Source organism: Tolumonas osonensis (assembly GCF_014202415.1).
GTDB classification, from domain to species: Bacteria; Pseudomonadota; Gammaproteobacteria; order Enterobacterales; family Aeromonadaceae; genus Tolumonas; species Tolumonas osonensis.
Genome location: NZ_JACHGR010000006.1, coordinates 55655 through 75732 on the forward strand (window position 1 = coordinate 55655; position 20078 = coordinate 75732).

Here is a 20078-nt window from a genome sequence, read left to right on the forward strand (position 1 = left end):
TCGCCTAACGACCTGAGTACGGATCAACCGCATCGCGCAGACCGTCACCGGCAGCGTTGAAAACCAAAACTGAAACCAGAATGAAGCCTACAGGGGCCAGCAGCCATGGGTAAGAACCCAGTACCTGATAATCACGGGCCGCATTCAGTAACAAACCGAGACTGATCATTGGCGGACGAATCCCAACGCCGAGGAAGCTCAGGAAACTTTCCGTCAGGATGAAAGTCGGGATCATGCCGGTCGCAACCACAATCACATGTGACATCACGTTCGGCAGAATGTGATGCACTACAATACGACTGTCAGAAGCACCGGCAGCAATCGCGGATTTCACATAGTCCATTTCCCGTAACACCAGCGCTTTACCGCGCACTTCACGCGCCAGTTGCGCCCATTTCAGACAGCCCAGCAACAGCACGAACAGGACGAAGGTAGTTTGTGGTGACACCGTTTTCGGCAAAATCGCAATCACCGACAGATACAGCGGCAACTCCGGGAACGCCAGCATCAACTCAACCACACGCTGGATCCATAAGTCCGCCTTACCGCCCAGATAACCAGAGGTGATACCAACCAGACTACCGACAATCACACAGATAGAGGTGATCAACCCGGCCATCAGCAAGGTGACGCCCATACCATGGAAGATACGGCTCAGCTCATCACGGCCCATCCCGTCAGTACCGAGAATGTAGATTTTCTGGTTATCCTGCGCGGTAAACAGATGGGTATTGAAGGTCATGCCGAGGAAGGAATATTCCCAGCCTTCACTGAAAAATTGCAGATAGACCTTTTTCTCGGTGTTCTGCACATATTTTGGTTCAAATGTTTCCGGATCAAAGGTGGTTTCATACGGATAAACAAACGGACGGACCGAAAAACCCTCATCACTGAAGAAATGGATACCCTGCGGTGGCAGGTAAACATCTTCATTACTGCGCTGCGCCGGATCCTGCGGTGCAAAGAAAGAGGCAAAGATAGCCAGAACCAGCATGGCCAGAATCAGCCACATAGAAACCAGCGCTAATTTATTACGTTTAAAACGACGCCAGACCAGAGCCAGATAACGCTCGTCGTTTGATTTTGGCCGTTCACGCGGATCCTGTTCCAGGATGATTTCAGATTGCATAGTGTTCTCCACGATAAAAACCTCTTATCAGGACAGACGGACACGAGGGTCCAGTAAGGCCAGCGTGATATCAGCGATCAGATTACCGATCACCAGTGTGGTAGCCAGAATGAGCATGCATGAAGCGACGACAAAAACGTCCTGATCCTGCATGGCCTGGACAATTAGCGGACCGACGGTTGGCAGGGCAAAGACAATCGCGATTTCCAGCTCACCGGCAATCATGTAGGGCAGGGCAACCCCCTGGAACATGATCATCGGATGCAGGGCATTTGGTACGATATGACGGAACAGCACCCGCATCGGTGACAGGCCTTTGGCACGAGCTGTTTCAACATATTGTGCCTGCATCACGTCCAGCATGTTGGAGCGCATCACACGCAGGTTCTGCGCCATACCACCGAAGATAGCCACTAGCAGTACCGGCCAGATATGAACCAACAGGTTGCCGAATTTAGCCAGACTCCAGGGTGCCATGGTGTATTCCGGCGAAAACAGCGCTGCGACGTTGGTCGAATTGAAATGGAAAACCAGCAGGTAGAGCATGATCAACGCCAGCACAAAGCGGGGCGTGGTCATGCCGATAAAGGCAAAGATGGTCACTACGGTATCGGCAATACTGTATTGCCGGGTGGCCACAAAAATACCGAGCAAAGTACCGATCACGGTGGAACCGAAATGGCACATCAGCGCGATCAGCAAGGTCATTGGCAGGCGATCCATGATCAGCTGACTGATAGGCTTGTTATAGGTATAAGAATCGCCGAAATCGCCTTTGGTCACGATATTGCCGACCCAACGGACATACTGCATTGGCAATGGCGCATTCATGCCGTGATCTTCACGATATTTGTCCGCCATTTGTTGAGCATCCTGCTCACTCATCCCAGACATGGTAATGGCCTGACTCTTCACCCGGTCGGCATAATCTCCCGGCGGGATCTGGATCAAAAAGAACGAAATCATACTGAGGATGAGCAGCAAAGGGATCGCAGCCAGCAAGCGCTTGATGATAAAACCGAACATAGTGCATTCCTTGTTGACGGCCGGTCACGACAACATTCTGTGACCGGTTTGTTAACTCTACCCTTCGTACTTGAAGTTGCAGCATCGTTGACGGCGTTTACTCACCCCAATCACATAGTATCTCTATGCTCATGGGGATTCGCTCACTTGTCGTCTTGCTGTAACTCCAATTACTTTGGGTATCCAACTTATTGATCAACTGCTTATTCAGGGAGTTTGCCTGGCATCAGTTCTTCAACCGGAGCAGATTTCGGATCGATCCAGATACGCTCACGCATAATAGAATCTTCTGCCCACTGGAAGCTCATGATTGGCGTTCCTGGTGGCACGTTTTTCAGGCGTTTGTTCAAAATCAGTGCCCCTGGCACAGATACCAGACCAACGTGGTACACATTATCGGTAAATACCTTGTTGTATTTATTGAGAATTTCCAGCTGTTTGCTCAGGTCTGGCTCGTGCTGGAACTGGTTGATCAGGCTGACCAGTTCTTTTTCAAATGGCAGCAGATTCTGCGGTTTGGCTTTGGTGCCTTTATGCCAGTACGGCGTCTGATCGTGTACCGGAGCCAGCGCTTCAGCCAGCTGAACTGGCTGAATGTATTCATTGTCGTTCCGGCGGATAAAGAAATCATAAGAACTGGCACCCAGTGCGGCATCAACCTGAGCTCCCTGCATTGGCCGCGGGATCAGCTTGATACCGACTTCGCGCAGCATGGAAACCAGACCTTCGGACAGAGAAGTTTCACCCGGGCCATCCGGTGTGATCATGGTGATTTCCAGATCCTGACCTTTGGTCGGGCCGTCAGTCCAGTTCACAATGCCGTTACCATCGGTGTCTTTTAAGCCGAGATCCGCCAGTAATTCTTTGGCCAGTTTCGGGTTGTAACCGTAGTAAACAACGGAACCATCATTCACCACCCCTTCCGGATAAAGACCACCGGCATACGGACGTGAAAATGGACCTCGAACCATGGTCTGACCCAGTGCATTACGATCGATGGCGTGACTGATGGCCTGACGGAATTTCAGCTGACGATTCAGCAGACGGATCGCTTTTTCACGATCGTCACCGGCACCCAGATCTTCCGACAGGTTCATAAACAGCGACCAGCCTAAGAAGCGTGGACTGAAATCCAGACGGGCAGGTGAATCCGCTTGTTTCGATTTTTTGATCGACTCAACGTAGTTGGTCGTGTTTTCCATGTTGGCGTAATCAGCGTTACCTGCGACGGTCTGTACTTCACGGTCGGTCCAGGTGGAGAGTTTGAAGCGCAGTTCATCCATGTAAGGCAGTTGCTGGCCTTTTTCGTCGACTTTCCAGTAGTAAGGATTACGGCGCAGCACGATCATCTGGTCAGCTTTGTGGTAAACCGGCACCCAGGCACCCATGGTGACTACCGGCATCTTGTCGGCAGGCAGGGCATTGGCATAACTGCTGTAAGTGGCGTCTTTATTGTACTTAGGATGGAACTGTTTCAGCACGTGTGCCGGGCCCGGACACATGCGGAAGAAGGCCATGCTGTACAGATACTGGGTCGGACGCGGTTCTTGGAAGGTCCAGCGGATCGTGTTTTTATCCACGGCTTCCAGCGTCGTGCCTTTGCCATAGGTATCGGCATTCGCCCAGGCAGTAACATGCGGATCCAGAATATTGTCATTCCACAGGAACATCACGTCATCGGATGAGAACGGCTTACCATCCGACCATTTGGCATCTTCAATCAGATGCATCGTCAGCTGTTTACCGTCATCAGACCATTCCCAGCTTTTCGCCAGGTTCGGCAGCGGCGTCTGTTCTTCTTTTTTGATGGTGGTCAGCGGACCGGTACGGGTCAGACATTCTGCCACGGTATATTCAGTGCCACCCCAGCCTGAATTTTTACCGGCGTTATAGTTCCAGCCTTCCGGACGACCACCGCTCACCATGCGGAATACGCCACCATAAACACCCGGACCATCCGGCATACCTTTGCTGTTAAATACCATCGGCTCTTTCGGCAGACGATCCTTTACCGGCGGCAGCTTGCCTTCTTTAACCAGCTTGTTTATCCATTCCGGTTCTGAATAAGAAGGTAATGCTTTGAATTCCATCAGATCTTTCTGTGACAGTAACATCGCTTTCCCTTGTCCGGGGAAGGGCTGTCCTTTCGGTAACGCAGCTGGTTCAGCGTCTGCGGCAAAGGCATGAGGTACCATGCCGAGAACACCTGCAACGCAAAGTGACAATAAGCTGACTTTGAATGTGTGTTGTTTCATTCGCTTATCCTTGTTATTTACTTAGCGAGATTTCTCTCTTTCTAAATCTGAAGCGGCTACGGCACAGTATTCCGTATTCAGATCCTGATTCATTTCAGGTAAGCGCCGAGGCGCTTACACAGCTTCCAATTTGACTAGCAGCGCACTTTCCGGGTCCATTACCGGCAGGGCAATACCTGCCTTGGCCAGCCAGGCTCCACTCAGCGTAGTTTCTTCTTCCAGCCACAGCGGCAGTTTTTTCATCACGCCACCGGTACGCAGTGTGGCCGGTTGATCCAACACTTGCAGACGATACTGTTTCGCCGGGTCCAGACCAGCCAGACGCGCAGTACCGGAGAGGGTATAAGTTGGCATCGCCAGCTGGCTGAACAGGAAGACGGCACTGGTTTTATCCTGGGCAATCACGCCGTTGATCTGCAAGGCCGGGTCGTGGTGATCGATGCGAACCACGTTGCCACTGTGCAGCAGCGGACGCAGCTGTTTATGCAGCGCAATGTAATGAGTGAAACCGGCTTGTTCTTCGGCACTCTCCTTGACCGGATCCAGTTCGACGCCCATATGACCAAACAGGGCAGTCAGACCGCGGAAGCCGATGCTGTGTGTGCGGCGGGTACAGTGACAATGACGGCCACCAATATGTGCGCCCATGACCTCTGGCGGGAAGAAATAGCTCATGCCACGCTGGATATGCTGCCGTTCCAGCGCATCGTTATTGTCGGAAGTCCAGAAACGGTGAGTGCGTTTCAGGATTTCATAATCGATACGACCACCACCGGACGCGCAAGACTCAAATTCCACTTTCGGATGACGCTGACCCAGCTCATCAAACAGGTCATACAGCGCTTTAGTCTGACCATCCAGCGCCGCGTAACCGTCATGACCAGGCTGAACGACTTCGCGGTTCATATCCCATTTCACATAGGCGATGTCATAGCGGCTCAGCAGATCATCCAGACGTTCCAGCAGATAATCGAAAACTTCCGGTTTTTGCAGATCCAGCACGTACTGATAGCGTCCAGTCGGTTGCTGATAACCGGCGACAGCCAGTAACCATTCTGGATGTGCGCGGAACAGATCGGAGTCCGGGTTGATCATTTCCGGTTCAACCCAGATACCGAATTCCATGCCTAAACCACGAACATGATTGACCACCGGTTCCAGCCCATTTGGGTATTTTTTGGTATCCAGATACCAGTCGCCTAACGCGGCCAGATCATTGTTACGACCTTTAAACCAGCCATCATCAATGATGAAACGTTCCACACCCAGCTCGGCGGCGCGGCTGGCCATCTGCATGATGTATTCCGGATCGTGATCAAAATAGATCCCTTCCCAGGTATTCAGATGTACCGGACGCGGCTTGTTTTCCGGGAAGTGAACGATCTGATCACGGACAAACTGATGGAATGAATGACTCATGCCGTTCAGGCCCTGCGCACTGTAGGTCGCATAAACCCACGGTGTACTGATGCTTTCACCTTCCGCCAACACAATTTCGCCGGCGAAATAGAGCGCTTCTGCCTGTACAAAACGACGGCCATCGGTTTTCACATCAGACCGCAGACGGTGGTTACCACTCCATGCCAGATGGACACCCCAGACTTCGCCTTGCTGTTCGCTAAAACCGGCAGCGCCTTGCATAAAACCCGGGAAATATTCATGCGACGTACGGCCACGGCGGTTTTCCTGCTGATAGCCACCATGTTTCACTTCTACGCGATGTGGCTGGAATTCACGCACCCAGCGACCATGGAAGGCCATCAGCTCATCAGCACGCTCTGGCAATGGCAAGGTTACGGCCAGGCGATCCACCTGATAATCTTCAGACTTCAGGTTGGTCAGCGTGTGGCGAACCTGCAGCACATCGGTTTTCGGATCCAGATTCAGTTCACAAACCAGACGCAGGCCGGCAACCGGATCTTCCGTGGTGATCAGCAGATTATTGTTGTCCTGCTGCAGTGATTTGAAATTGAATACTGGAGACCAGTCCAGTCCCTGACGATGGCCTTCCATACCCGGACTGCTGAATACGCCACGGCCCTGTTCCGGGCTCAATGTCACCGGTGTATCCACGTCCAGGCGACCATTCGGCACTGCACGCTTTACTGCCTGAATCGCAGCGGCATCGACACCGGAAATTTTGTCGCCCCAATATAAAATCTCAACGACAGGCGAGATCTGAAGAATCAGATCTGACGTCTTGCCTTGCAGATGAACTACGTTGTCCTTCATTGTTCGCATACTCCGTCAGGGAATCGGTTTAAACGGTAACTCTGATGGCGAGAAGGTATTCCAAAACGTTTCGGATCAATACCGAAACGTTTTGGATTTGTGATTAAACGCAAAATGGCATCAATTCTGGGAATATAAATGGGAGCTGGTTAACGTTTTGGAACGGAAATTATGAGAGGTCAGGAAGCAGTACGCAGGTCTTTTACCGTGTTTCCTTCGACAATCTCGGGTTCCCAAAGTACATGCAGATTTTCCGGTTTCTCGCCGCGAATGAGCGCCAGCGTCATGTCGGCAATCTGTTTGCTTTTCTTTTCGGAGGTAGACAGCTGTACGCTGGTCATGTGCTTGTCAGAATAGGTATCCGGCGGTAAACCATCATAGGCAATAAAAGAGATATCCTCGCCGGGAATCAGTCCTGCCTGTTCCGCGACCATGATGGCACCATCTGCCAACATGCTGCTGTCGACCAGAATAGCGGTAGGACGATCTGGGTAGGTGAGGATCTGCTTCATTGCCGTCATTCCGCTGCGGCGATTGCGGGCGCACTGCAGAATATAATGTTCAGGTACTGCAATGCCTGCTGCGTTCATTTCCTGGATAAAACCATCTTTACGCTGGCTGATAAAAGCTCGTTCATCGTTGCCCCCCAGATAGGCGATCTGTCGGTGGCCCTTGTCCAGTAGATAACGCACAGCGCGCCGGCTGCCAATTTCACAGTCAAAGTCAATCCAGGCATACGGCTTGCTGGTATTGCAACGCCCGAAAGAGAGGAATTTGTGGCCGCGGGATTGCAGATAATTGATACGGGGATCTTCGTTCATGACGTCCATGACGATCAGCGCGTCAACCCGGCCACTTTCTATCAAACTGACATAGGGAGAATGTCCGTGGTGTTCCTGATCCGATACCATGACGATATCAATATTAAAATCGGCAAACGCACTGGTGATATTCGCGACAATATCCAGCAGATTCGGGTCATACAACGCGGCGGTCACCATCGGATAAACCAGGCCGACCGCATCCGTTCTGCCGGTTTTCAAACGTCGAGCCGAGGCATTGGGCAGATAGCCGCGAGCTTCTGCAGCCGCCATGATCAGCTGGCGGGTATGTTCCGCCACATCACTGTAGCCATTAAGGCCACGGCTGACGGTGGTGATCGAAATACCTAATTCCTGAGCAATAGCTTTCAGCGACATAATTCTCTACAGCAAAAAGAGGATACAACCCGAACCAACGACTTTATGGGATAAAAATATTCTTTTCCATCTATCCGGGGCAAACAGCATAAATCTCTGCTTAACTCTGTGAGCTGGCGCCAAAAAATAACGTCCCATGAAAGGGACGTTATTGAGTGTGACTTGCGAAAACAGACGAAATTATTCGTCGATGCTGCGCAGCAGGCCGTTGATACCTACTTTAGAACGGGTTTTCGCATCTACTTTCTTCACGATCACGGCAGCGTACAGGCTGTATTTGCCACATTTGGATGGCAGAGAACCTGAAACAACCACTGATCCTGGTGGTACTTTACCGTAGTGGATTTCGCCGGTTTCACGGTCGTAAATACGGGTAGACTGACCAATGAATACGCCCATGGAAATCACAGAGCCTTCACCTACGATCACGCCTTCAACCACTTCAGAACGGGCACCGATGAAGCAGTTGTCTTCGATGATGGTAGGACCAGCCTGCAACGGCTCCAGAACACCACCGATACCTACACCACCAGACAAATGCACGTTGGCACCGATCTGAGCGCAAGAACCTACGGTTGCCCAAGTGTCAACCATGGTGCCTTCACCAACGTAAGCGCCGATGTTGACGTAAGATGGCATCAGTACCGCATTACGGGCAATGAAAGAACCTTTACGGACGGTTGCTGGCGGAACAACACGGATAGCTTCCTGCTTGAACTGTTCAGGAGTGTAGTCAGCAAATTTCAGTGGTACTTTGTCATAATACTGAGTACCGGCACCCTGCAGTGGCGCATTATCATTGATGCGGAAGTACAGCAGAACTGCTTTCTTCACCCATTGATGCACCACCCATTCTCCGGCGATTTTTTCTGCTACGCGGATCTGACCGGCGTCCAGCATGTCGATAGTTTGCAGCACCGCTTCACGAACAATCGGATCGACGCTGTTTGGAGTAATGGTATCGCGACGCTCAAATGCGTCATCAATGATGCGTTGTAAGTCAGACATGTTTCTCTCCCTAAAAAAACGCTTCTTTTTATCACATTTCGTCGGATGGATTTAGTTTTTCTATCAGTTTTTCTTCCAGCTTTTTCTTGTCTTCATCCGCTAATGGCAAATTATCATGGCGTGACAGACTGAAGAAGTCTTCAACACGCTCCCCGATGGTCGTGATTTTGGCGGCATGAACTTCCAGTTCGCATTCCTGGAAGACCGAGCCTATGCGGGCTAGCACGCCGGGGCTATCCAGTGCGACCAGCTCAATCAGGCAATGTTTATGCTCGCCTTTGACCGGCAGATAGGTAATCCGGGTAGGCACCTGGAACTGACGGTGGCGGCGTGACAATGGCCGTGATGGCGGCAGAGGATAACCCGGCCGGCTCAGCGCCTGTTCCAGTGACTGGACAATCATCGGTACACGGTCGACGACCACAGGTTCACCATTCGGCTCGGTGACGACAAACGTGTCCATCGCGTAGCCCGCTTTGGAGTTCATGATTTGCGCATCATGAATGTTCAGATTTTTATGATCCAGAATGGCGGCCACTGTCGCAAACAGGTTCGGCATGTCATGGCAGTAAAGGAAGATTTCACTGCCACCCCGGGTTTTGTGATTACCAAATACCACCAGCGGCGTATTTTTCCCGTCCCTGATATGATCCTGTATGTGACGCGTATGCCACGCGATCTGTTCCGGGCCGTGACGCATGAAATAATCAGCTTTGAATTGTTGCCAGAGCTGATTCACTTCCTGTTCGTTATAACCCTGAATTTTCAGAATCAGCATGGCCTGACGCTGATTCTCACGAATACGCAGGCGCATGTCCGGCGGATTTTCCAGACCTTGTCGCAGCGCCCGCTGGGTCGCAAAAAACAGTTCTTTCAGCAATGTCCCTTTCCAGTCGTTCCACAAGGAGTCATTGGTGGCACAGATATCAGCAACGGTCAGGCAGTAAAGATAGCCCAGATGCTCCTCATCCCGGACGGTATGCGCGAATTCGGTGATAACATCCGGATCGTAAATGTCACGACGCTGCGCTGTAACAGAGAACAGCAGATGGTTTTTGACCAGCCAGGCCACCAGACGCCCTTCATAGCGATCCAGTCCGTGCAGGTTACAGAACGAACGGGCATCTTTCGCACCCAGATCGGAATGGTCGCCGCCACGCCCTTTGGCGATATCGTGGAATAGTGCCGCAATGAACAGTAATTCGGGTTTATTCAGCCGGTTGTATGTTTCGAAAAACAATGGATGCAGCTTGGCTCGTTCTGTCTGCTGGAACCGGTAAATATTTTTCAGCAACCGGTGGGTATGTTCATCCACGGTGTAGGCATGAAACATATCGAACTGCATCTGACCGACAATCTGACTCCACTGTGGCAGATATGCCGCGAGAATGCCGTGCTCATGCATTAACGTGAACGGGAGTGAAATACCGCGCGGATGACGCAAAATAGCCATAAAGCGTTCGCGGCATTCCGGCAGGTCCTGCAGGGGAATGATCAGGCTCCGGCGGGCATTGCGTAACGCCCGCAGGCAGGAGGAGTATATTCCGGTTATTTCCGGGTTTTCTGCGATCTGATAAAACAGGTCGAGCATGGTATGCGGTGTCTTTTCGAAAACCGCAGGTTCCAGAACATCAATATGCGTATCACGTAAAATAAAATTTTCGTTCAGCAGTCGTGTCTTGGCCGACTCATTACCCAGAATTGCTTCATCAAACAGCTGTAACAGCATTTCGTTCAGTTCAGTGATATGACGCACTGTCTGAAAGAAGCGCTTCATCATCTGTTCAACCGGTTCATTGCCTTCACCCGGGTAGCCCAGCATGCGGGCCACGATTCGTTGCCGGTCGAACAGCAACCGGTTATCGTTCTTCTGAATGGCCAGATGCAAGGCAAAGCGTACCCGCCACAGAAAGTTCTGACATTCCTGTAACTCCTGATATTCGGCTTTATTCAGAAAGCCAAAACTGGTCATTTCCTGCAGTGACATGGCGCCATACTGCCGGCGTGCGATCCAGGTAATGATCTGAATATCTCGTAATCCTCCCGGATTGCTTTTTACATCCGGTTCCAGCAGAAAGGCGGTGTCCTGATATTGCTGATGGCGCAGCATCTGCTCTTCCCGTTTTGCCCGGAAAAAGGCATCACTTGGCCAAAATTTGGAAGGCTGAATTGCGTCCTGTAATGCATCAAACGTCTGAGCTGAACCACAGATCAACCGGCTTTCCAGCAGATTGGTGGCAACGGTAATGTCTTCTTTGCCTTGCTGGATACACTCTTTCAGGGTACGGACGGCATGCCCGATATCGAGGCGCAAATCCCACAACAACGTCAGAAACTGACTGATTGTTTCACCTTGCTGGGGAGAGATGTTTTTTTGGCTTAATACTAGAATGTCAATATCTGAGTGAGGATGAAGCTCATGGCGTCCATAACCTCCGACGGCAATTAAAGCCAGAGAAGGATGTTTATCCAATCCGAATTTTTGCCACAACCGGGTCAGTAACTGGTCTGTAAAATCAGAACGGGCCATGACCAGTGTCAGAACATCTTCCTGTGCTTCAAATTGTTTCTGTAACCAGCCTTGAAGATGCGAAAGTAATTCTTTGCAGTAGGGGAGAGTCAGTTGATCGCCGGGTATGGCGTGTGGGTTCAGATGTTCCGGAAGCATAAGCAATTCCAAAGAGTTAGGCCCCACGTCACTGTGGAGCCGGGGATAAATCAGCTGTGATGAATAACACGCTCCAGTGCTTCATCTTTACGTAAGGTCAGGACTTCACATCCATCCTCAGTAACAAGCAAAGTATGTTCCCATTGTGCAGACAGACTGCGATCCTTGGTGACGACAGTCCATTCATCTTTCAGAACGCTGCATTGTGGTTTACCGGCATTGATCATCGGCTCGATCGTAAAACACATGCCCGGACGCAGGATTTCACCGGTACCGGCTTTACCATAGTGCAGAACCTGAGGCTCTTCATGGAAACCTTTTCCGATGCCGTGTCCGCAATATTCACGCACCACTGAATAGCCATGACCTTCGGCATGTTTCTGAATGGCTGCACCAAAATCACCCAGGCGTGCACCAGGTTTGACCATTTTGATGGCGAGATAGAGACATTCCTGAGCAACACGGCACAGACGTTCTGCCATGATGCTGCCTTTACCAATGATAAACATCTGCGATGTATCACCATGGTAACCATCTTTGATCACTGTAATGTCCATATTTACAATGTCGCCCTCTTTCAGTTTCTTATCCGGAGAGGGGATGCCATGACAGACGACATGGTTGATGGATATGCAGGTAGATTTAGGAAAACCGTGGTAATTCAGCGGTGCCGGAATCGCTTTTTGCACATTAACGATATAATCGTGGCAGATGTTATCCAGCTCTTCGGTGGTGATACCGGCCTTCATGTACGGAGCGATCATTTCCAGTACTTCTGCCGCCAGCCGACAGGCCACACGCATTTTTTCGATTTCTTCCGCGGTTTTAATAATGATGGACATAATATTTCTCTGAACTGAAAACCTGTAACCGAACGACAGGTATGATGTTTCACCAATTTTATAGACAATAGAAAATGAGTGCTAGTCTCAACAACAGTATTAACCGCTCTTCCATGTATTAAAACCGCACGGTTTTACCTATTTGAAGTGGCGTAAGAAGCGCCTTTATGGTATAAAGCCGCCCGAACGGAGAGTCTCTCCGGTTTCATCAATTAACTTAAATACCACACACACATCTATAACCCGCTCCGGGGTGCCTGAATGGTCGGAGTGAGGGATGTGTGGAGGCCCAACCCCAAAGAGGAATAAAATGGCTAAAGTTTCTATGCGCGACATGCTGCAGGCAGGTGTTCATTTCGGTCACCAGACCCGTTTCTGGAACCCAAAAATGAAGCCGTTCATTTTCGGTGCCCGTAACAATGTTCATATCATCAACCTGGAAAAAACTGTTCCAATGTTTGATGACGCGCTGAACTACCTGTCTAGTGTTGCTTCTAAAAAAGGCAAAGTACTGTTCGTTGGTACCAAACGTGCTGCTACTGAAGCTGTTAAAGAAGCTGCAGTAAACTGCGACCAGTTCTATGTGAACCACCGCTGGTTAGGTGGTATGCTGACTAACTGGAAAACTGTTCGTCAGTCAATCAAACGTCTGAAAGATCTGGAAACTCAGTCACAAGACGGTACCTTCGAAAAGCTGACCAAGAAAGAAGCGCTGATGCGTTCTCGTGAAATGGAAAAGCTGGAGAAGAGCCTGGGCGGTATCAAAGACATGGGCGGTCTGCCTGATGTTCTGTTCGTAATCGACGCTGATCACGAACATATCGCAATCAAAGAAGCTAACAACCTGGGTATCCCGGTTGTATCTATCGTTGATACCAACTCTAACCCGGATGGCGTTGATTACATCATCCCAGGTAACGATGACGCGATCCGTGCTGTACAGCTGTACCTGACTGCTGCTGCTGATGCAATCAAAACAGCTCGTGAGCTGGACATCGTTGCTCAGGCTGAAGAAGACGGTTTTGTTGAAGCTAACTAATTTTTAGTTAGGCCCTGACACGAATCGTACAGGTTTGAAGGGGCCCCTGTGGCCCCTTTTTGCTGTAAATGGCATTTATCTAATTTGAGGACGGATGACATGGCAGATATTACTGCTGCAATGGTGAAAGAACTGCGTGAACGTACTGGCGCAGGCATGATGGATTGTAAAAAAGCACTGACCGAAGCGAATGGCGACATCGAACTGGCCATCGAAAACATGCGTAAATCAGGTCAGGCTAAAGCTGCGAAAAAAGCAGGCCGTATCGCTGCTGAAGGTATCATCATTGCTAAATCTGCTGGCAGCGTAGCTGTGATGGTAGAGCTGAACTGCGAAACTGACTTCGTAGCAAAAGACGCAAGCTTCCGTGCTTTCGGCGACAAAGTTGCTGAAATCGCACTGGCTGGCAAAATTGCTGACGTAGAAGCATTAAAAGAAGCTGATTTCGGCGCAGGTGAATCTGTTCAGGTTACTCTGAACAACCTGATCGCAAAAATCGGCGAAAACATGAACCTGCGTCGCGTAATGATCATCGAAGGTGAAAACCTGGGTACTTATGTACACGGCGCACGTATCGGTGTTGTTACCAAACTGGTTGGCGGCGACGAAGAGCTGGCGAAAGATCTGGCAATGCACGTTGCTGCAAACAGTCCACAATTCGTTAAGCCAGAAGACGTATCTGCAGAAGTTGTTGCCAAAGAGCGCGAAATCCAGGTTGAAATCGCGATTAACTCTGGCAAACCAAAAGAAATCGCAGAGAAAATGGTTGAAGGCCGCATGAAGAAATTCACTGGTGAAATTTCTCTGACCGGTCAGCAGTTCGTTAAAGATCCTTCAATCACTGTTGCTGATCTGCTGAAACAGAAAGGTGCTGACGTTCAGGACTTTATCCGTTTCGAAGTAGGTGAAGGTATCGAAAAACAGGAAACTGATTTCGCTGCTGAAGTTCAGGCACAAATCGCTGCCATGAAAGGTTAATCGAACCATCGGCTAAATACAGACCGCGACATATGTCGCGGTCTTTCTATGAGCGGGAAATAGAGCAATGAGCACTCATCCGAAAACTGCATATAAACGTGTTCTGCTGAAACTGAGTGGCGAAGCCCTGCAAGGCGCCGAAGGTTTTGGTATCGACCCTACTGTATTGGATCGTATGGCGCAAGAGATCAAGGAATTGATCGAACTGGGCGTTGAAGTTGGTCTTGTCATTGGTGGCGGTAACCTGTTCCGTGGCGCTGGTCTGGCAAAAGCCGGCATGAACCGCGTAGTAGGTGATCACATGGGTATGCTGGCGACCGTGATGAATGGTCTGGCAATGCGTGATGCTCTGCACCGCGCGTATGTTAATGCCCGTCTGATGTCAGCGATTAATCTGCAAGGTATCTGTAACGATTACAACTGGGCAGAAGCTATCAGTCTGTTGCGTAACGGACGTGTTGTAATTTTTGCTGCGGGTACTGGTAATCCGTTCTTTACTACTGATTCTGCTGCCTGTCTGCGTGGTATCGAGATTGAAGCTGAAGTTGTATTGAAAGCAACTAAAGTGGATGGCGTATTCTCAGCTGATCCGGTGAAATATCCCGATGCTGAACTCTATTCAGAACTGGATTACAGCGAAGTTCTGGACAAAGAATTAAAAGTGATGGATCTGGCCGCATTTACCCTGGCTCGTGACCATAACTTGCCTATTCGTGTATTTAACATGAATAAACCTGGTTCATTACGCCGCGTTATTATGGGCGAACGCGAAGGCACTTTGATTTATCACAAAAATAAATAATCAGACTTTCGTTTTGGCTATATAAAGTCTTTAATATGAAGCGTCTGCCAAATCTAGCGAAAAAAGGATACAGATTGTGATCAATGAAATTAAAACTGATGCAAAAGATCGCATGACCAAAAGTGTTGAATCACTGAAGTCTCAGATGTCTAAAATCCGTACTGGTCGTGCACAGCCAGCGTTGCTGGACGGGATCAGTGTTGAATATTATGGCTCCGCGACTCCGCTGCGTCAGGTGGCCAACGTGGTTGCTGAAGATGCCCGTACACTGGCGGTTACCGTGTTTGATCGCAGTATGATTCAGGCTGTTGAAAAGGCGATTATGACTTCGGATCTGGGCTTAAACCCATCTTCTGCCGGCACTACAATTCGCGTGCCGCTGCCACCATTGACCGAAGAACGTCGTAAAGACCTGATCAAGCTGGTGCGTTCAGAAGCTGAACAATCACGCGTTTCCGTACGTAATATTCGCCGTGATTGTAACGCTGATCTGAAGGCATTACTGAAAGATAAAGAAATTACCGAAGATGATGATCGTCGTGCTCAGGAAGAAATCCAGAAGCTGACTGATGGTTATGTAAAACAGGTTGATGACTTGTTAGCCGCTAAAGAAAAAGAGCTAATGGAAATCTAGGCTGTTAATCAGGTATAGTACGGGCGCCGTGCAGTATGCTGCATGGCGCCTTTTTTATATGGAGGAATCAATGACTTTACCTGATGCCATCTCGGGCATTGCCAATCAATCTATGCCAAAACATGTTGCAATTATCATGGATGGTAATGGGCGTTGGGCACAACAGCGGGGTAAAATTCGCGTCGCAGGTCATAAAGCCGGTGTCACCTCCGTTCGTCAGGTTGTCTCTGTTGCCTCCCGTATGGGTATAAAAGCACTGACCCTGTTTGCTTTTTCCAGCGAAAACTGGCGTCGTCCCGAATCTGAAGTTTCTGCTTTGATGGAACTGTTTATGATTATGCTGGGACGCGAAGTTCGTAAATTACATGATGGTAATATACGCCTGCGTATTATCGGGGATATCCGGGGATTCAGTGAGCGCCTGCAAAAGAAAATCCATGATGCAGAAGTGCTGACAGCCAATAACGACGGCATGATTCTCAATATTGCGGCCAATTATGGTGGACGGTGGGATATCGTGCATGCTTGTCAGCAGGTTGCGGCAAAAGTTGCTCAGGGCGATTTATTACCGGAACAAATTAGCGAGTCGTTGCTGTCGCAACACCTTTCCTGTGCGGATATACCAGAAGTTGATCTGTTGATCAGAACCGGTGGCGATCACAGGGTCAGCAATTTTTTACTTTGGCAAATTGCTTATGCCGAACTTTTTTTCACTCCCGTGCTGTGGCCGGATTTTGGTGAAGACCAATTTATGGAAGCAATTGCTTCGTTTGTTTCCCGTGAGCGTCGTTTCGGTTGTACCGGCGATCAAATAAAAGAATGGCTGGTGTCATCAGTCAAACACTCATAACAAGGGATATTCTTCGTTGAAACAAAGAATTATAACAGCTTCAATTTTAATCCCGCTGGCTATTGGCTGGTTGTTTTATCTTCCGGTTGAATATTTTTCATTAGTGGCGGCCGTCTTGTTTTTCCTGGCCGGCAGGGAGTGGGGGCGTTTTTCTTCACCGTCATCAGCCACTGCTTTTGGTCTCAGCTATACCGCTATTTTAGTAGTAACCTACTATTTTTCACCTTTGCAATTGATTCTGGACGGTACGATTCAGCCATTGGTGCGGGGCATCCTGCTGTCAGCCATCATTTGGTGGATTCTGGCGCTGGTGATGATTATGCGTTATCCCGGCTTCGAATCCTGGTGGCAGCAGCGGAAATGGCTGCAATGGCTGTTCGGGTTATGTACCTTGTTGCCGTTTTTCTGGTCGTTGCTGGTGCTGCGCGGTTATCTCTTCCGGGACGATCCCGGCGCAGGTAGCTGGGCGTTGTTATTTGTCATGTCACTGGTCTGGGTTGCCGATACCGGTGCGTATTTTACCGGCCGTGCTTTCGGTTCCCGCAAGCTATTGCCCGCAGTCAGTCCGAATAAAACTATTGAAGGGTTAATGGGCGGGGTGGGAGCAGCCACATTGCTGGCCGTTGTGGTTACGGTTAAGGTTCACAGCTCTGCTCAACAAAGTGTTGCTATTATTGTCAGTTCTGTACTTGCGGTGCTGGCTTCTGTTCTTGGCGATCTGACTGAAAGTTTGTTCAAGCGGGTTGCAGGTATCAAGGATTCAGGCTCGTTGTTGCCTGGACATGGCGGTATTTTAGATCGAATTGATAGCCTGACAGCGGCTTTGCCTGTGTTTGTAGTAAGTTATCTGTTATTAAGTTAAGGGTTATAGCATGCAGTATCTGACCATTCTCGGATCTACAGGTTCGATAGGTCGCAGTACATTGGATATCGTGCGGCGTCATCCCGATCGATTTGTTGTAACGGCGCTGACCGCAAATCAGGATGTAACGCAGATGGTATCTGATTGTCTGGAGTTTCGTCCGGCATTTGCGGTTATGGCTGACGATGTTTCAGCCGCTGCATTGCAGCAGGCGCTGCAATCGTACAAGCTGAATACAGAAGTGCTGGCTGGTGCAGATGCGTTATGCCAGGTCGCATCGCATTCATCTGTCGATATTGTCATGGCAGCAATAGTGGGCGCGGCTGGGTTATTACCGGCGATGGCGGCCATTAAAACCGGCAAGACAGTTCTGCTGGCCAACAAGGAAGCGCTGGTGATGTCAGGCCGTCTGTTTATGGACGCAGCTCACCAGAATGATGCCCGGATTCTGCCTGTAGACAGTGAACATAACGCCATTTTTCAGTGCTTGCCCGCAGAGGCGCAGGCAAAGTTGGGTCGCTGTGATCTCAGTGCCGCCGGCGTGGATAAAATTCTGCTGACCGGATCTGGAGGACCATTCCGCTATACACCGGTGGCAGATCTGATTTCAGTCACACCGGAACAGGCAGTGGCCCACCCGAACTGGTCGATGGGACGAAAAATATCGGTCGATTCTGCGACTATGATGAACAAAGGCTTGGAGTTTATTGAAGCAAAATGGCTGTTTAATGCGTCTGAGGAACAAATTCAGGTCATTATTCACCCGCAGTCCGTGATTCACTCCATGGTTCAGTACCGCGATGGTTCTGTGCTCGCACAAATGGGACAACCGGATATGCGGACACCTATCGCGCATGCGATGGGGTTCCCGGAGCGGGTGGTCTCAGGTGTAAATCCCCTGGACTTCTCGCGAGTCGGTGAGCTTTCATTTTTGCCGGTTGATTTCGAGCGTTATCCTTGTCTTAAACTGGCTATTGATGCCTGCTGGGCCGGTCAGGGCGCGACAACGGCGCTTAATGCGGCTAATGAAATCGCTGTCGACGCATTTTTAAATACCTCGATTGGTTTTACTCAAATACACCATGTGGTCGCGGATGTACTCTCGGAATTAAACCCGGGTAATATTGACGATCTGGAATCTATTCTGGCGATTGATGCTGAAGCAAGACAACTGGCTCATCAGAAAATTGCGGGGTTAAGCGTATGAGCGCCGGATTATGGAATTTAGCCTCATTCCTGATTGCACTGATTATTCTGATCGCAGTACATGAATGGGGACATTTCTGGGTTGCCCGCCGTTGTGGCGTGAAAGTACTTCGCTTTTCATTAGGTTTTGGAAAAATTCTCTGGAACCGGAAAGGTAAGGATGGCACGGAATACTCGTTGTCACTGATCCCGCTGGGTGGCTATGTCAAGATGCTTGATGAACGGATCGAGACTGTTCCGGCTGAGCTTAAATCACAGGCATTCAATAATCAGTCGGTTGCCAAACGTACGGCTATCGTGGCTGCAGGACCGCTAGCGAATTTTGTCTTTGCGGTGGTGGCTTTCTGGCTGGTGTTTCTGCTTGGTGTTCCGGGTGTTAAACCGGTGATCGGTGAAATTACACCATCGTCCGTTGCTTATCAGGCCGGATTACGCAGCGGAATGCAGATCCTCAAGGTTAACCAGCAAGCCGTCACTGATTGGGAAGGCGTCAGTTATGGTTTTGTCGGGGCGGCCGGACAATCAGAAATCAACCTGACCGTAGAATCCGAATCTGGTGTTCAGCAACGGATCATGCTGCCGCTGACTGACTGGAATATCAGCCCGGATGAGCCGTTGCCATTCCGTAAACTCGGTTTTAGTCCGCTTGCACCGGAAATTTTGCCCGAGTTGGCGCAGTTAACGCCTGGTGGGGCGGGTGAGAAAGCCGGGCTGCAGGTTGGCGATAAAATTCTTTCTGTAAATCAGATCTCCGTGAACGACTGGCAGCAGTTTGCCAAAACTATCCAGCAATCCCCGGATATTCCATTACAGTTACAGGTGTCACGTGATAACCAGACGATATCTGTTACATTAATACCGGAACGCAGAGAAACCAAAGACCGGATTATCGGATTTGCCGGTTTAATGCCCGTTGTTAAACCATTACCGGAAAAATATCTGACAGAAACCCGTTATGGGCCTGTGGATGCGGTTTCCCATGCGTTGAAGCGTACGGCTGAAGTAACAAAGCTGACACTGGATGTGGTAGGTAAATTACTGACCGGGACTATTTCTGTTGATAATTTGAGCGGCCCCATCTCAATAGCGAAAGGCGCGGGTGATAGTGCAGGGTTTGGTCTCGTTTATTTCCTGGGTTTCCTGGGACTAATCAGTGTTAACCTTGGTATTATGAATTTATTACCTTTACCGGTGCTTGATGGCGGACATTTGCTGTTTTTCGGAATCGAGGCACTGCTGGGTCGTCCGGTTCCCGAAAAGGTACAGGATATAGCTTACCGGATCGGTGCGGCCTTATTAATGTGCTTGATGGCTATTGCGTTGTTCAATGATTTCACCCGTTTTTAAC

The 20078-nt window shown here is 49.8% G+C and carries 16 protein-coding genes; 8 read left to right on the forward strand and 8 right to left on the reverse strand.

What is annotated here, in order from left to right:
- Nucleotides 1-4: 4 nt before the first annotated feature.
- The 8 genes from HNR75_RS09370 to map all read right to left on the reverse strand — a co-directional run bounded on the left by HNR75_RS09370 (nucleotide 5) and on the right by map (nucleotide 12359).
- Complete coding sequence (locus HNR75_RS09370) at nucleotides 5-1129, reverse strand: ABC transporter permease (RefSeq protein WP_188026718.1); 1125 nt, start codon at nucleotides 1127-1129, stop codon at nucleotides 5-7.
- 27 nt (nucleotides 1130-1156) lie between these two features.
- Entirely contained in the window at nucleotides 1157-2155 is a 999-nt protein-coding gene (locus tag HNR75_RS09375) for an ABC transporter permease (RefSeq protein ID WP_188026719.1), read from the reverse strand.
- Nucleotides 2156-2358: 203 nt separating this feature from the next.
- A complete protein-coding gene (locus HNR75_RS09380) occupies nucleotides 2359-4410 on the reverse strand; it encodes an ABC transporter substrate-binding protein (protein ID WP_188026720.1) in 2052 nt (683 codons plus the stop codon).
- Between the two features lie 114 nt (nucleotides 4411-4524).
- Nucleotides 4525-6642, reverse strand: a complete 2118-nt coding sequence (locus HNR75_RS09385) for an alpha-galactosidase (protein WP_188026721.1) — start codon at nucleotides 6640-6642, stop codon at nucleotides 4525-4527.
- A 179-nt stretch (nucleotides 6643-6821) separates the two neighbouring features.
- Complete coding sequence (locus HNR75_RS09390; RefSeq protein WP_188026722.1) at nucleotides 6822-7841, reverse strand: LacI family DNA-binding transcriptional regulator; 1020 nt, start codon at nucleotides 7839-7841, stop codon at nucleotides 6822-6824.
- 180 nt (nucleotides 7842-8021) lie between these two features.
- On the reverse strand, nucleotides 8022-8849 hold the full coding sequence (gene dapD, locus HNR75_RS09395) for a 2,3,4,5-tetrahydropyridine-2,6-dicarboxylate N-succinyltransferase (RefSeq protein WP_188026723.1): 828 nt from the start codon (nucleotides 8847-8849) through the stop codon (nucleotides 8022-8024).
- Between the two features lie 31 nt (nucleotides 8850-8880).
- A complete protein-coding gene (gene glnD, locus HNR75_RS09400) occupies nucleotides 8881-11517 on the reverse strand; it encodes a bifunctional uridylyltransferase/uridylyl-removing protein GlnD (RefSeq protein ID WP_188026724.1) in 2637 nt (878 codons plus the stop codon).
- A 50-nt stretch (nucleotides 11518-11567) separates the two neighbouring features.
- Nucleotides 11568-12359, reverse strand: coding sequence for a type I methionyl aminopeptidase (gene map / locus HNR75_RS09405; RefSeq protein ID WP_188026725.1), 792 nt, complete (start codon nucleotides 12357-12359; stop codon nucleotides 11568-11570).
- A 310-nt stretch (nucleotides 12360-12669) separates the two neighbouring features.
- Between map and rpsB the strand changes: the two genes are divergently transcribed.
- The 8 genes from rpsB to rseP all read left to right on the forward strand — a co-directional run bounded on the left by rpsB (nucleotide 12670) and on the right by rseP (nucleotide 20077).
- Nucleotides 12670-13398, forward strand: a complete 729-nt coding sequence (gene rpsB / locus HNR75_RS09410) for a 30S ribosomal protein S2 (protein WP_188026726.1) — start codon at nucleotides 12670-12672, stop codon at nucleotides 13396-13398.
- A gap of 99 nt (nucleotides 13399-13497) precedes the next feature.
- Complete coding sequence (tsf, locus tag HNR75_RS09415; RefSeq protein WP_188026727.1) at nucleotides 13498-14376, forward strand: translation elongation factor Ts; 879 nt, start codon at nucleotides 13498-13500, stop codon at nucleotides 14374-14376.
- A 67-nt stretch (nucleotides 14377-14443) separates the two neighbouring features.
- Nucleotides 14444-15178 carry a UMP kinase gene (gene pyrH, locus HNR75_RS09420; protein ID WP_024870990.1) on the forward strand — a complete coding sequence of 245 codons (735 nt, stop codon included), beginning with the start codon at nucleotides 14444-14446 and terminating at the stop codon, nucleotides 15176-15178.
- Nucleotides 15179-15254: 76 nt separating this feature from the next.
- Complete coding sequence (gene frr / locus HNR75_RS09425) at nucleotides 15255-15812, forward strand: ribosome recycling factor (RefSeq protein ID WP_188026728.1); 558 nt, start codon at nucleotides 15255-15257, stop codon at nucleotides 15810-15812.
- 70 nt (nucleotides 15813-15882) lie between these two features.
- Nucleotides 15883-16662 (forward strand): polyprenyl diphosphate synthase, encoded by a 780-nt coding sequence (uppS, locus tag HNR75_RS09430; protein WP_188026729.1) that lies wholly within the window; start codon nucleotides 15883-15885, stop codon nucleotides 16660-16662.
- Between the two features lie 16 nt (nucleotides 16663-16678).
- Nucleotides 16679-17524, forward strand: a complete 846-nt coding sequence (locus tag HNR75_RS09435) for a phosphatidate cytidylyltransferase (RefSeq protein WP_188026730.1) — start codon at nucleotides 16679-16681, stop codon at nucleotides 17522-17524.
- 10 nt (nucleotides 17525-17534) lie between these two features.
- Nucleotides 17535-18731, forward strand: coding sequence for a 1-deoxy-D-xylulose-5-phosphate reductoisomerase (gene ispC, locus HNR75_RS09440; RefSeq protein ID WP_188026731.1), 1197 nt, complete (start codon nucleotides 17535-17537; stop codon nucleotides 18729-18731).
- Nucleotides 18728-20077 carry a sigma E protease regulator RseP gene (rseP, locus tag HNR75_RS09445; protein WP_188026732.1) on the forward strand — a complete coding sequence of 450 codons (1350 nt, stop codon included), beginning with the start codon at nucleotides 18728-18730 and terminating at the stop codon, nucleotides 20075-20077. Before ispC ends, rseP begins: the two co-directional genes overlap by 4 nt.
- Nucleotide 20078: the final 1 nt, after the last annotated feature.

Bases quoted from the DNA above. Each gene is read 5' to 3' on its own strand.
- rpsB (WP_188026726.1), top strand. From the start codon at position 12,670: ATGGCTAAAGTTTCTATGCGCGACATGCTGCAGGCAGGTGTTCATTTC.
- HNR75_RS09390 (WP_188026722.1), bottom strand. From the start codon at position 7,841: ATGTCGCTGAAAGCTATTGCTCAGGAATTAGGTATTTCGATCACCACC.
- map (WP_188026725.1), bottom strand. From the start codon at position 12,359: ATGTCCATCATTATTAAAACCGCGGAAGAAATCGAAAAAATGCGTGTG.
- pyrH (WP_024870990.1), top strand. From the start codon at position 14,444: ATGAGCACTCATCCGAAAACTGCATATAAACGTGTTCTGCTGAAACTG.
- HNR75_RS09375 (WP_188026719.1), bottom strand. From the start codon at position 2,155: ATGTTCGGTTTTATCATCAAGCGCTTGCTGGCTGCGATCCCTTTGCTG.
- HNR75_RS09385 (WP_188026721.1), bottom strand. From the start codon at position 6,642: ATGAAGGACAACGTAGTTCATCTGCAAGGCAAGACGTCAGATCTGATT.
- uppS (WP_188026729.1), top strand. From the start codon at position 15,883: ATGACTTTACCTGATGCCATCTCGGGCATTGCCAATCAATCTATGCCA.
- dapD (WP_188026723.1), bottom strand. From the start codon at position 8,849: ATGTCTGACTTACAACGCATCATTGATGACGCATTTGAGCGTCGCGAT.
- ispC (WP_188026731.1), top strand. From the start codon at position 17,535: ATGCAGTATCTGACCATTCTCGGATCTACAGGTTCGATAGGTCGCAGT.
- glnD (WP_188026724.1), bottom strand. From the start codon at position 11,517: ATGCTTCCGGAACATCTGAACCCACACGCCATACCCGGCGATCAACTG.
- HNR75_RS09370 (WP_188026718.1), bottom strand. From the start codon at position 1,129: ATGCAATCTGAAATCATCCTGGAACAGGATCCGCGTGAACGGCCAAAA.
- tsf (WP_188026727.1), top strand. From the start codon at position 13,498: ATGGCAGATATTACTGCTGCAATGGTGAAAGAACTGCGTGAACGTACT.
- HNR75_RS09380 (WP_188026720.1), bottom strand. From the start codon at position 4,410: ATGAAACAACACACATTCAAAGTCAGCTTATTGTCACTTTGCGTTGCA.
- rseP (WP_188026732.1), top strand. From the start codon at position 18,728: ATGAGCGCCGGATTATGGAATTTAGCCTCATTCCTGATTGCACTGATT.